Annotated in this window: 7 protein-coding genes; 3 read left to right on the top strand and 4 right to left on the bottom strand. The window is 70.9% G+C overall.

Going from position 1 to position 13,202, the window contains the following annotated elements:
- Positions 1-67: 67 nt before the first annotated feature.
- Positions 68-895, top strand: a complete 828-nt coding sequence (locus LY41_RS22455; RefSeq protein ID WP_253866344.1) for a tRNA pseudouridine synthase A — start codon at positions 68-70, stop codon at positions 893-895.
- A gap of 220 nt (positions 896-1,115) precedes the next feature.
- Here the strand turns inward: LY41_RS22455 and LY41_RS22450 are convergent, their stop codons facing one another.
- Together LY41_RS22450 and eccE are read right to left on the bottom strand one after the other, a co-directional pair.
- Positions 1,116-1,835 (bottom strand): hypothetical protein, encoded by a 720-nt coding sequence (locus tag LY41_RS22450; protein WP_253866342.1) that lies wholly within the window; start codon positions 1,833-1,835, stop codon positions 1,116-1,118.
- Between the two features lie 76 nt (positions 1,836-1,911).
- Positions 1,912-3,093 carry a type VII secretion protein EccE gene (gene eccE / locus LY41_RS22445; RefSeq protein WP_253866340.1) on the bottom strand — a complete coding sequence of 394 codons (1,182 nt, stop codon included), beginning with the start codon at positions 3,091-3,093 and terminating at the stop codon, positions 1,912-1,914.
- A gap of 705 nt (positions 3,094-3,798) precedes the next feature.
- On the opposite strand from eccE, the gene eccB reads away from it, so the two are divergent.
- Entirely contained in the window at positions 3,799-5,439 is a 1,641-nt protein-coding gene (gene eccB / locus LY41_RS22440; protein WP_301297494.1) for a type VII secretion protein EccB, read from the top strand.
- Positions 5,440-5,610: 171 nt separating this feature from the next.
- Here eccB and LY41_RS22435 read toward each other — a convergent pair whose 3' ends face one another.
- Both LY41_RS22435 and eccD read right to left on the bottom strand, forming a co-directional pair.
- On the bottom strand, positions 5,611-7,341 hold the full coding sequence (locus LY41_RS22435; protein WP_308292297.1) for a S8 family serine peptidase: 1,731 nt from the start codon (positions 7,339-7,341) through the stop codon (positions 5,611-5,613).
- A 119-nt stretch (positions 7,342-7,460) separates the two neighbouring features.
- Positions 7,461-8,855 (bottom strand): type VII secretion integral membrane protein EccD, encoded by a 1,395-nt coding sequence (gene eccD / locus LY41_RS22430; protein WP_253866336.1) that lies wholly within the window; start codon positions 8,853-8,855, stop codon positions 7,461-7,463.
- Between the two features lie 304 nt (positions 8,856-9,159).
- On the opposite strand from eccD, the gene eccCa reads away from it, so the two are divergent.
- Positions 9,160-13,191, top strand: coding sequence for a type VII secretion protein EccCa (gene eccCa / locus LY41_RS22425; RefSeq protein ID WP_253866334.1), 4,032 nt, complete (start codon positions 9,160-9,162; stop codon positions 13,189-13,191).
- Positions 13,192-13,202: the final 11 nt, after the last annotated feature.

The following is a 13,202-nucleotide window of genomic DNA, read 5'->3' as shown; positions in this document are numbered from 1 at the left end:
CAGCCACGCATCGAACGAGCCCGCCGTTCCCACTGGGGAGGGCGGGCTCGTTCGTCTGCGCCTCGAGGTGACCTACGACGGCACGGACTTCTCCGGCTGGGCCAGGCAGCCCGGTAGGCGCACCGTGCAGGGGTCGCTGGAGGATGCGCTCGCGACACAGCCGCCCGGCGCGTCGGTGCCGGGGTCCGTGGTCGTCGCGGGCCGTACGGATGCCGGGGTGCACGCGGCGCGGCAGGTCGTGCACGTCGACGTCGCGCCCTACGACGGGCAGCCGACGTCGCGCAGGCTGACGGTCGACGACCGCGGGCTCCCGGACCTGGACCGCATGCGGCACCGGTGGAATCGACTGCTGCCTGCGGACGTGCGCGTGCTCGCGGCATCCGTCGCCGCGGACGGATTCGACGCCCGGTTCTCCGCCGTGCGCAGGCATTACCGCTACCGGGTTTCCGATGCACCCTGGGGTGTCGATCCGCTGCGCCGGAAGGACACGCTGGCGTGGCACCGCCCGCTGGACGTCGACGTGCTGCAGGAGGCGTCCCAGGAGCTGCTGGGGCTGCAGGACTTCGCCGCGTACTGCAAGCAGCGCGAGGGCGCGACGACGGTGAGGGAGCTGCAGCGGTTCACGTGGCGCCGCGTGGGTGAGTACGACCTGCACGCCGACGTGTCGGCCGATGCGTTCTGCCACTCCATGGTCCGCAGTCTCGTCGGTGCGGTGCTGATGGCCGGCGACGGCAGGCGGGACGTCGACTGGCCGCGCCGCGTGCTCGAGAGCCGGGTGCGTGGCAGCTCCGTCGCACCCGCCCACGGACTGACGCTGCAGGCGATCGACTACCCGCCGGACGGCGAGCTCGCGGCCCGCGCCGCACACACCCGCAACGTCCGCGACAGCCTCTGACGATCCCGCCCGCAGCGGGAATGCCCCCAAGGGCACCTTCGGGGCGTTGGGCGCCCCGATTGTTCCCTTCGCGCAACCGCCCCTCAGCTCGAGGAAAGCTGAGGGGCGGTTGTCGTTCCGGGGCGTGAGGGGAAGATCTGGGGCGTTGAGTGCCCCGAAGGTGTACCCACAGGCCAGGTGCTCACGGGGCACCCACGGGGCTGTCGGTCGGTGGGTGCCGTCAGTCGCCGCGGCGGACCGGGCCGAGGAGGGCCTGCTCCTTGCTCGTGGTGACGAGGCGGAGCGGGCGCCACAGGTTCCGGCCGAGCGCCACCACGTGGTCGTCCTTCAAGGTCGTCAGCTGGCGGGTCATCTGCTGCGGCAGCCGCCAGATCTGCGCCGCCAGGTCGGCCTGACCCGCGGGCAGCCGCTGCATGAGCACCAGGTCGGCGCCGTTGGCGACCGCCGTGGCCTGCGGGTGCAGGTACGGCAGCACGTACACCGTCGTCTGCCACGGCGACCGTGGCGGGAACAGGTCCTGCGGCGTCGGGCCACCGTCGTTGACCACCAGCAGCGGCGCGTCCTCCGACGGCCGCGGCAGTTCGACGGGCGAGAGCCTACGGATCTGCACCAGCGGCGAGGGCTGGCCGTCCCGCTGCGTGCCGGCGGCCTGCTGCAGCACGTGCCACGCGGCCGGACGGCCCGTCGCGACGATGCACCACGCACCGACGGCCATCGCCCGCATCGCCACCTGCCGAGCCAGGTACAGCCCGCCGACCACCACGATGCGCGTGGGCACCGACCGCAGTGCCGAGACCGTCAGCGGCTCGCCCTGCAGTCCGGAGCCGAGGATGATGCCGCCGCGGTCGCCGGACGGGCTGACCGCGTCGAGCAGCTCGGGGTCGGCGATGAACTCGGGCGCCACCCCGTCGACCTTCGTCGGGTCCTGCAGTCGCGTCATTTCTCGATTCCTCCCCGCTCCGCGCCTCGGGCCGTGGCAGCCCTGCGATGCTCGCCGGCCGTCGTTCCCGGGCCCGTCATGCGGTGCCCCCCAGTGGAATCGTCGCCGCCAGTCCGTCGGTCTGTTTGCCGTTCAGCGGGGTCAGCGAGACGCCGACGTTGTCCGCCAGCGTACCGAGCCGCTGGTCGGCCGACTCGAGCTCACGCGGGTTGCGGGCACTGACCCGGACGATGCCGCGCAGGGTGACCTTGCCCTCGTCCTCGGCGGGGGAAATCGCCATGCCGACGGTGGACGAGAGCGCGCGCACACTGGTCAGGGCGTTCAGGTTCTGCGTGACCTTGCCCTTCGGCCAGCCGGTGATCGCGTAGCTGGCGTGGCCGATGCCCGCGGCGGTGACGCCCGTCCACTTCTCCTTGAGCGACACCTTCTGGCCCGAGCCGACGACGCCGGTGAGCTCGGCCGCGGAGATGCCGGCGCGCAGCAGTTCGTCGGCGTCCAGCGGGCGGGTGGGGACCCCGTTCGACTCGAGGGCGTTGCGGACCCGCGAGAGCGCGCCCATCAGCGCACGGTGCGCACCGACGACACCGCCGCCGCGTTCCTGGACGGCGGCGGCGCAGCGCTTCGGGTCCAGCCGCAGTGAGATCCACGTCGTCCGCCGCGCCGCGGCCGGGAGCGGGCCGAGGACCTCCATGTACGAGCTGAGCGCAGGCGAATCGGAGGGCAGCGCCGCGCTGCCGGGGTAGCAGTGCCACGTCATCTGGATGGAGTCGAGCACCACGCCGCGGTCTTCCAGGCACGGCGCGAGTGCCGACAGCGGCAGGCTGGGCGCCCCGCCCGCCTGCGTGATCAGCGCCGGGGTCGGCTCGACGAGCAGCACCGCCGTCCAGGTGCCGTCGTGCCAGGCGAGGCCGACGTCGGAGTGTTCGTGGTCGCTGCCGTGCGCGACGACCAGGCCCGGAATCGCCAGCCGCAGCAGGTTGACGCGCACGTCGTCGTCGCTGATGACCGTCTCTTCCTCGTCGTCCACCGTTTCGATCGACCTCGGAGGTGGCGGGGTCGCCGTGCGGGCGCGCGAACGGAACGTGTACCGCGACGTCAGGCCCGCCCACTGCGTGAACCACTGTCCGTGCCAGCGCAGCAGAGCCAGGATCACCGTCAGGCCGAGGACGCCGACGCCCACCCACAGCAGCGCTTCGTCGATCGCCACGAGGACCAGCCCGATGGCGAGTCCGATCTCGATGAGGACGAGGTTCATCACCGGAAGCGGGCCGAGGCTCGCACCGAGGGCCCGCTTCCGGGCGGGTGGTGCGTTGCGTGGCTCCGGCTCCGGGGGCTTCGGCGGCTCGGACGGCGTGGGTTCGGGGCCACCGGAACCGTGCGGGCCGCTGGGTCCGCCGGGGCCGCCCGGTCCGCCGGGGCCGCCGCCACCGGGTCCGCCGGGGCCGCCCGGGCCAGGACCGCCAGGACCACCGGGGCCCTGGGGGCCGCCACCGGGTCCGCCGGGGCCTGCAGGGCCACCCGGCTGGGGCGGTCCGGGACGACCCGGCCCTGCGGGTCCGCCGGGTCCCGCCGGTCCGACGGGACCTGCCGGGCCGTTCGGGCCCGCGGGTCCACCGGGGCCGGGCCTGCCCGGTCCACCGGGGCCGCCCGGTCCGGGTCCCCCCGGTCCCTGCGGGCGCTGCGGTCCCGGGCCCGGTGGCCTCCCTCCCGGAGGCGGGCCCGATGAAGGTGGAGTGGTGACGGACATCCGCTGGCTTCTTCCCCTCTTGTCCCTCGCGTGTGCCCGGCCGGCCTGCAGGCGCACCCTGATTCGTCCGCTGTGAGATGCGTGTGACGGTCATGCAGCGGAAACGGCCATCCCGGGGAGCCGCAGACTAGCGGGTGTTGGTAGAAACCAACACCAGCCGGTCCTGCACGGCTATCCTGCGGGACCGTATCGCGATGGGGAGGCAGTGGGGCGAGAATGCCGTCAACACCGACAACAAAGTCACAGGTTCACGCGTACCGGTTCGTACTGCGGCGGATGCAGTCGGCCCTGGTGCGCAAGGACCCGGTCATGCTGCACGACCCGATGCGGACGCACGGACGTGCCACCACGGTCGGCGTCGTCCTCGGCGCGCTCGGCTGCCTCGGGTTCCTGGTGTTCGGCATTTTCAAGCCGGCGCCGAAGGTGCCCGACAGCGGCATCGTGATCAGCGAGCAGTCCGGTCAGGTCTATGTCGTGCACCAGGCGCAGGGCGGCGACAAGCGCCTCATCCCGACGTTCAACGTCGCGTCGGCGAAGCTGCTGAGCATGGCGCAGGAGCAGCAGGGCAGCGACGGCGGCGCAGGTGGGGGACAGCTGCCGCAGGCGCCCGACCCCGCCGATATGGAACCGGAGGTCGTGCCGGACACGCAGCTGGTCGACATCGGCCGCGAACGGCTGCGGGGCATTCCGGACGGACCGCCGTTGCTGCCGACGGACGAGCAGACGATCGGCCAGAACTGGGCCGTGTGCGACAACCTGAACTACGACAGCTCGCTGCCCGACCAGACCGCGCGGCAGGAGGCCGAGGTCACGAGCCAGGTGCTCGCGGGCGAGTCCGGGGGGAACACGGGCAACGAACTGCCGCGGAACCAGGCGATTCTCGCCAAGAGCTCGAAGGGCGACGACGAGACCGTCTACCTGATCTACCGTCAGGCGGATACCCAGGCCGGCCAGGGTGATGCCGTGAAGGCCGTGGTCACCATGGCCACGGACGATCCGATCGTGAACGCGTTCGGGCTGAGCGAGGACGACATCCGGAAGATGTCGCCGAGCCTGCTCGAGGCGATCCCGAACGCGTCCGGTGAGCTGGTCGCCCCGCCGATCGCAGGTAAGGGCAGCAGCCCGCAGGGCTTCGATGCGTCGTCGGCGCGGGCCGGGTCGGTGCTCGAGGTGCAGGACGCGGGCTCGACGGCGTACTACGTCGTCCTGCAGCACGGCATTCAGGAGATCAACGAGGGTGCGGCCAGCGTCATCCTCGCCGCCGACGAGAGCGCCGCGACGGCGCGGGAGGTGGGGCCCGGCGCGGTCGCCAGTGCGCCGAAGCTGACCGACGGCGACCAGGGCTGGCTCGAGCTCGACCATCTGCCGGTGACCGGTGATCTCGAGGTCGTCGATCAGGAGCTGACCCCGCACACCTGTCTCGGCTGGACCGTCGAGGGCGAAGGCCGTGCCCGTGACTCGGTCACGCGGTTGTACGTGCACAACACGTCGCCGCTGCCCGACGACGCCAACCCGATCGACGTGGGCACGCCTGCGCCCGACGGGTACAACCAGGTCGACCAGTTCTACATGCAGCCCGGCCACGCGGCGGTCGTCCGCGCGGCGACCACGCGGGAGACGTTCGGCGGCGGGCCGTTGCAGCTGGTCTCCGACCGGGGTATTCGCTACAGCATTCCGGACGTGACGACGGCCGAGTGGCTCGGCCTGTCCGGGAACATGTTCGAGGCGGCGCCGGAGACGATCCTCAAGATGCTGCCGGCGGGTTCCTCGCTGAACTATCAGGACGTGCGGCAGACGTACGACTCGGTGCAGGTGCAGACACCGGGTGTCGGCAACGGAGCCGCAGCAGGCGGCTGACCGGCGCTGTGCCGACCGGTGTCGTCACCGTGCCGGTGCATGCGCACCGAACGGTGTGACCGTGGCCCCGCGAGCTCGTCCGGCAGAGCTGCGGGGCCACAGTCGTGTTCGGGCGGGGCCACGGTCGTGTTCGGGCGGGTCCCGGACGGGTTCGGCCGCACTCCGCCCGAATCAGCCGGGCGAGCCCGACGACGACGTCTTCGCGGATGCGGGTGCCGTCTGCTGTTTCCGCCGCACCGTGTGCACCACGAACATCGTCACGCCGATGGCCACCAGCGCGCCTGCCGAGCCCGCGATGGCCACGGTGAACGGCGTCCAGTTGGGGATGTTCGCCGGCGGAAGATCGTCGGGCAGCGGCTGCTGCTGGATCGGCTCGATGCCCATCTCGGTGGGCACGTCCGCGGTCAGCGCCGCGACCGGGTCGATGACGCCTTCGCCGATGTACTGATCGTGGCCGTCGGGGGTGGCCGGGTGGTGCGCGGTGTATTTGATGCGGTCCATGACCTGCGTGGCGTCGAGGTTCGGGTACATCTGCCGCACCAGTACGGCCAGCCCGGCGACGTACGGTGCTGCGAAGCTCGTGCCCTCGATCGGGGCCGCCTCGCCGTTGGGGTCGATCGTCTGGTTGACGATGCGGTCGGACTCTTCGGCCGGGTCGAGGGAGATGATCTTCGTGCCGGGTGCGGCGACGCCGACCCACGGTCCGTTCATGCTGAACGGGGCCGTGCCTTCTTCGCCGACCGCGGCCACCGACAGCACGTGGTCGGCGAACACCGGCGGTGACACGACCGAGCTGAGGTTGTCGGAGTCGGTGTTCTGTCGGCAGTTCTCGCCGACGTTGCCCGCCGCGGTCACCACGACGACGTTCTTCTCCTCGTGCGCGTATTTGACGGCAGCCTGCACCTTCTGGTTCTCGACGTCGACCTGCTTCGAGTACGGCTGGCAGTTGTTGATGGAGACGTTCATGACGCTGCCGGGGGCCGCGTCGGCGCCCTTGATGATCGCGGCCGCCAGCGTGGCGAGCGTGCCGGCTCCCTCTTCGCTGTCGGCCTGACGCTGCGACGTCCCCGTGGCCGACGACTCGCCGGTCCCCGCGTCGCCGTCACCGTCCTGGCCACCGCCGCCGTCCTGGCCGCCGCCGCCGGGATCGCCGTCGCCGCCGCCGTCACCGCCGCCGTCGCCGTCGCCGCCGCCGCCGTCACCGTCGCCGTCACCGCCGGGGTTCTGCGGCTGCTCCGGTTCGTCGCTCTTCTCGTAGTACTGGCTGGACTGGCGGATCGCGTTGATCTGCACGTGCGGAGCGACACCCTGGAAGCCGATGTCCGGCGGGGTGTTCGCGCCGATGATGCCCGCGACCTCGGTGCCGTGGCCGTCGCAGTCGCGAACGCCCGGTCCGGCGTCCTCCGCCACGTACTCGCCGACGCCGGTGACCCGGCTCTTCCCGTCGGCGCCGCGCATGTACGGATGGCCGTCCTCGACGCCGGTGTCGATCACGGTGACCGTTTCGCCTGCGCCCGGTTGCTTGTTCTCGGCGGCCAGGATGCGATGGGCCTCGTCGAGCCGCAGGTACATCTGCCCCCACGGGGCCTGCCGGAGGCGGTCGGCCTCGTCGAGTTCGGCTGCGGTGACGCACTCGGTGTTGCGCTCGTAGTGCTCGTTCGGGCCGTCGAGCTTCAGCTGGCCCACCGGTGGCAGTCCGGCGTCGGCCGGGGGAGTCCAGTCGTCGGACTGGGCGGCTGCGGGCAGTGCCGGGATCATCGCCGTGGTGGCCCCGAGTGCCGCGGTGAGCAGTACCGCCGAGATCCGGCGTGCCGGCCCGGATCGGCGTACACCGGTCCGTGAACCGGTGTCGAACCTGCCGGCCGACCTCGAACCGGCGGCGTGTGGACCGACCGAACGCACCGTAACCCCCTTGACGTCTGTCTGGCGTGCCTGCGCGGGTCTGTGCGCCTGCACGTGTCTGGCGTGCCTGTGTGGGCTGTCGCCGGCGCCCGGCGCCGCTCCCGACCCCGGGACGGCCGTCAGCCCAGGAGGTCGAGGTGGCGGAAGTACGAGTACAGCCCCATGACCGCCAGCGCGAGCGGCAGCACCGCTGCGATGCAGACGGCCTCCAGGATGTCGACCGTGCGCCGTACCGGTGGTGAGAACCGCTGGTTGGGGATCACGACACCCAGAACGACGGAGCCCGCGGTGATCACGACGAACGCGGCCGTGGCCCACAGCAGCTGGTCGAACGGTTCGGCGCCCTGCAGCCAGCCGATGAGGATGCCCGCGGCGGAGACCATTCCGGTGACCAGCAGTGCGACGGCCTGTGCGCCGTTGGCGTACGTCCGCGCGCGCAGCAGCAGGACGACGGTGGCGAAGGCGCCGGTCAGAATGCCCCAGATGTCGCCGGAGGTCGCGGTGAGCATCGCCGCGAGGGCGGTGACCGAGCCGCAGCCGACGAGCAGGCCCGTCATGTAGTTGTGCGCGGAGCTGGTGCGCTGCTCGATGTCGGAGTAGTCCGGGATCTCGGAGTCTTCCTTGAGCTCGTCGGCCGTCCCCGGAACGGTCGGCAGTGGCAGCTTCGCGAGCCAGATCGTCGCGCGGGGGAGCATCGAGATGCAGCCCAGTGCCACCGCGGCCGTCCCCGCGGCGATGCCGGGTGCCGGGTGGCCGACGAGCGTGGCGACGAGGAAGGAGACGACGCCGAACACGCCCACCGTCGCCGCGGCGATGAACGTCGTCAGGCCCGTGCCCATGATCATGATCGAGGCGGCGGCGACCACCACCACGAGGGCACTGGCCAGGAGCAGGTTCGGCCGGACCGAGATGTCCATCGGCACGATGAAGAAGCCTGCGACGAACGCCATCGGCAGCCCGCCCGCCGCGGAGACCAGCACACCGGTCGAGATCGCCTGGTAGGCGCGGACCAGGGTGGAACCGAGCGCGACGCAGGCGATGGCCAGTACGCCGGAGGCGATCGCGGCGAACAGCGGGTAGCCGCCGATGCCGCCGAGGAAGAGTGCGAGCCCGGCGAGTACGGCCGACAGGCCGCCCGCGGCGTGGCCGATTTTGCGGGCCGTGTCCTTGCTCCACGGGCGGAAGCCGTCCGGGTCGGCCTCCGCGATGGCGTCCACGACGTCGTCGTAGAGCGGCGGTGGCGGGTTCTCGTTGCGCTTGCGCAGCTGCAGCAGCTCGCCGTCGACGACGCCGAGCGACGCGAGCGTGCGGCTCGGGTCGAGCGGAGCGTCGCCCAGTTTGGCCAGCGCCCAGCCGCCGTGCCGGGCGCCGCCGTCCGGTGCGACCTCCTTGGCCATCTCCAGCAGCATCGGCATCAGGTCCGCAACGGCCACGTCGGCCGGCAGTGCGACGTCGATACGGGTGTTCGGTGCGACCACCGTGACCCGGCTGAATACGGTCGTGCCCGTTGCCACCTGTTGTCCCCCTACATGGATGTATCGCTGACCCGGTACTTATACCGCGCACGGCAACTTACCGTTCGCCCGCCCGGACGACTATGGTTGCCGCGGGCGTATCCGACTTCCGCGGGCGCAGCTGCGCCCGCGGGTGCCGTTCTAGCGCATTCGGCGGCCCGGTGAGGTGGATTCGACGCGGCCGGGAGTGAGTTCGCCGGTCTGTGGATCGCCGGTTGCCCTCGTTCGCTACCGTGTGGTCTCGGCCAGTATGTGGCCGGTCGCATGGCGACTCGATCAGCCGAGTTGAAGAGGGGTCTTTTCGGTGAGCACGCTGCAATTCAAGCGGTCGCCACGTCTGGCTGCTCCCCGCCCTCCGGGCGGAGAGGTTCATCTCGAGCCGCCGCCCGAGGTGCCCCGTGCGGTTCCCGGCAACATCATGATGAAGATCCTGCCCGTCGTCATGATCGTGGCGATGCTGGGCATGGTCGGGATGATGATCGTGCCCCGGCTGCAGGCCAACGAGGGCATGCCGAACCCGATGTTCATGATGATGCCGATGATGATGGTCATGTCGATGGTCGGCATGTTCGCGGGCGGCGGCAAAGGGGGCGGCCCGAAGAAGGCCGAGATGAACGAGGACCGCAAGGACTACCTGCGCTACCTCGGTCAGATGCGCGAACGCGCCCGCGAGGCGATGGAGGAGCAGCGTGCCTCGCTGGAGTGGGTGCACCCGGATCCGCAGACGCTGTGGTCGATGGCGGCCACGCGCCGGATGTGGGAGCGCAGGCAGAACGACCAGGACTTCCTGCACCTGCGGGTCGGCCGCAGTGCACACCGGCTGGCCACGCGCCTCGTGCCGCCGCAGACCGGCCCGGTCGACGAGCTGGAGCCGATCGCCACGCTGGCGCTGCGCCGCTTCGTGCGGGCGCACTCGATCGTCCCGGACCTGCCGACGCAGATCACGCTGCGCGGGTTCGCGGCCGTCGGTGTGCAGGGGGAGCGCGAACTCGTCCGCGGGCTGACGCGCGCGGCGCTCGCGCAGCTCGTCACGTTCCACAGCCCGGAGGACGTGCTCATCGCGGTCGCGTCGACGGGAAGGGCGAAGGCGGACTGGGAGTGGGCCAAGTGGCTGCCCCACACCCAGCATCCGACGCTGTCGGACGGCATCGGCCAGCTGCGCATGATGTCCGGTTCGCTGGCGCAGCTCGAGCAGTGGCTCGAGGAGGATCTGCGTGACCGGCAGCGGTTCTCGCGCAACGCGACGCCGCCGCCGGACCAGCCCCACATCGTGATCATCCTCGACGACGCCGATGTCACCGGCGAGGAGCGGATCCTGCTGGAGGAGGGCCTCGTCGGCGTCACGCTCGTCGACCTGTCCGACACGATCGGCAATCTCGCCGCCCGCCGCGGCCTGCGCCTGGTCGCCGAGCCCGAACGGCTCGGTGCGCGCAGCGCGGGCGGAGTCGAGTGGTTCGGTGCCCCCGACACCCTCAGCGTCGTCGAGATCGAGGCGCTCGCGCGGAAGCTGTCGCCGTACCGCATCGGCACGGCCGCAGCCGACGACGGCGAGGAGCAGCCGCTGCTGTCCAACCCGGGCCTGCTGGAGCTGCTCGGTATCCCGGGCGATCCGATGACGTTCGACGTGCAGCAGGCGTGGCGGCCGCGCCCCGTGCGCGACCGCTACCGCGTGCCGTTCGGGGTCGGCGAGATGGGCCAGGCGGTCGAGCTGGACATCAAGGAAGCCGCCATGGAGGGCATGGGCCCGCACGGCCTGTGCATCGGTGCGACCGGTTCCGGTAAGTCCGAGTTCCTGCGCACCCTCGTGCTCGGCATGCTCGCCACGCACTCGTCGACGTCGTTGAACTTCGTGCTCGTCGACTTCAAGGGTGGTGCGACGTTCCTCGGCCTGGACAAGGCGCCGCACGTGTCGGCGGTCATCACCAACCTCGCCGACGAGGTCACGCTGGTCGACCGGATGAAGGACGCGCTCGCCGGTGAGATGAACCGCAGGCAGGAGGCGCTCAAGACCGGCGGCAACTTCAAGAACGTGTGGGAGTACGAGAAGGCACGGGAGAACGGTGCCGACCTCGATCCGCTGCCCGCACTGTTCATCGTGGTCGACGAATTCTCCGAGCTGCTGAGCGAGAAGCCCGACTTCATCGAGCTGTTCGTCGCGATCGGCCGGCTGGGCCGGTCGCTGCAGATGCACATGCTGCTCGCCTCGCAGCGCCTCGAAGAGGGCAAGCTGCGCGGCCTGGACTCGCACCTGTCGTACCGGATCGGCCTGAAGACGTTCTCCGCCGCGGAGTCCCGCGCCGCGATCGGCGTGCCGGACGCGTTCGAGCTGCCGTCGGTGCCGGGCGGCGGGTACCTCAAGTACGACACGTCGACGCTCGAACGGTTCAAGGCGTCCTACGTGTCCGGTCCGTACCGGCCCGCCGGTATCAAGGAGGCGGCGCCGGGCGCGAAGGTCGTGCGTGCCGACAAGCGGCCGCAGCGGTTCGTGCCGGACTACATCGAACTGCCCAAGGAACCGGAGCCCGAACCGGAGCCGGAGCCGGAACCGGAGAAGCCGGAGCAACCGGAGTCGGACGAGGCCGTCGAACCGAGTGAGCTCGACGTCATCGTCGGCAGGCTGGTCGGCCAGGGCCCGCCCGCCCACGAGGTGTGGCTGCCGCCGCTGACCGAGCCGAATTCGCTCGACACGCTGCTGCCGAACCTCAACCCGACCGACGAACGCGGCCTGTCGCCGGTCGGGTTCTTCGGCAACGGCAAGCTGCAGGTGCCGCTCGGCATCGTCGACCGCCCGTACGAGCAGCGGCGCGACCCGCTGTGGGCGGACTTCTCCGGCGGTTCGGGTCACGGCGCGGTCGTGGGCGGTCCGCAGTCGGGCAAATCGACGTTGCTGCGGACGCTGATCATGTCGATGGCGCTGACGCACACGCCGCAGGAGGCGCAGTTCTACGCGATCGACCTCGGCGGCGGCACACTCGGCTCACTGGACCGGCTGCCGCACGTCGGCGGTGTCGCCGTGGCGCGGCGGGATCCGGACAAGGCGCGCCGTATCGTCGCGGAGCTGACGACGCTCGCCAACGAGCGGGAGTCGCGGTTCGGTGAGCTGAACGTCGACTCGATGCCCGACTTCCGGAACCGCAAGCGCCGGGGCGACATCACCGCGGAACAGGACGCGTTCGGTGACGCGTTCCTCATCGTCGACGGCTGGCGTGCGCTGCGCGACGACTTCGAGGAGCTGGAACCGCAGATCACCAAGCTCGCGGTGCAGGGCCTGGCCTACGGCGTGCACGTGGTCATCGCGTCGAACCGGTGGGCCGACATCCGCCCTGCCATCAAGGACATGCTCGGCACCCGGTTCGAGCTGCGCCTCGGTGACCCGAGCGAGTCCGACATCGACCGCCGCACCGCGGTGAACATCCCTGCTTCCCGTCCCGGTCGTGGCCTGAACCGCGAGAAGCTGCACTTTCTCGGCGGGCTGCCGCGCATCGACGGGTCGAGCGACCCGGAGAGCATCGGCGACGGCGTGAGCGACGCCGTCGCGAAGATCAGCGCGGCGTGGCAGGGCCCGAAGGCGCCGCAGGTGCGGCTGCTGCCGGAGGTCATGCCGTACGACGACCTGCTCGCGATGGATCGCCGCCGCGATTCGAAGCTGGTGCCGATCGGCGTCAACGAGGACGAGCTGGCGCCCGTGTACCTCGACTTCCAGGCGGATCCGCACTTCCTGGCCTACGCCGACGGCGAGTCCGGCAAGACGAACCTGCTGCGGCAGATCGTCCGGGGCATCACCGAGCGGTACACGGCGAAGGAAGCGGTGCTGATCCTCGTCGACTACCGGCGCACGATGCTCGGCTTCGTCGAGGGCGACCAGGTGCTGTCGTACGTGGTCTCGGCCAACCAGCTCGACGGCATCGTCAAGGAGGTGACCGGGTCGATGGAGAAGCGCCTGCCCGGTCCGGACGTCACGCCGCAGCAGCTCAAGGACCGCTCGTGGTGGCAGGGCCCGGAGCTGTTCGTGATCGTCGACGACTACGACCTCGTGGCGACGCAGCAGAACAACCCGCTGCGGCCGCTGGGCGAGTACCTGGCCCAGGCGAAGGACGTCGGCCTGCACATGATCGTCGCCCGCCGCACGGGTGGTGCCGCGCGGACCGGTATGGATCCGATCCTCGGCAAGCTCAAGGAACTGGCGATGCCCGGCATCGTCATGAACGGTTCCAAGGACGAGGGTCAGCTGCTCGGCAACGTCAAGGCCGCCCCGATGCCTCCGGGCCGCGGCAACATCGTCAGCCGCAAGATCGGCAAGCAGCTCATGCACGTCTCGTGGATCAACCCCGAGTGATCACCGCGCTG

Source organism: Prauserella halophila (genome assembly GCF_024171895.1).
Lineage (GTDB): Bacteria > Actinomycetota > Actinomycetes > Mycobacteriales > Pseudonocardiaceae > Prauserella > Prauserella halophila.
Note: the sequence above shows the minus strand (reverse complement) of the source record. Positions and strands in the feature narration are given on the sequence as shown.

Coding starts and splice junctions, on each gene's coding strand:
- LY41_RS22450 (WP_253866342.1), bottom strand. CDS start 1,835: ATGACGCGACTGCAGGACCCGACGAAGGTCGACGGGGTGGCGCCCGAG.
- eccB (WP_301297494.1), top strand. CDS start 3,799: ATGCCGTCAACACCGACAACAAAGTCACAGGTTCACGCGTACCGGTTC.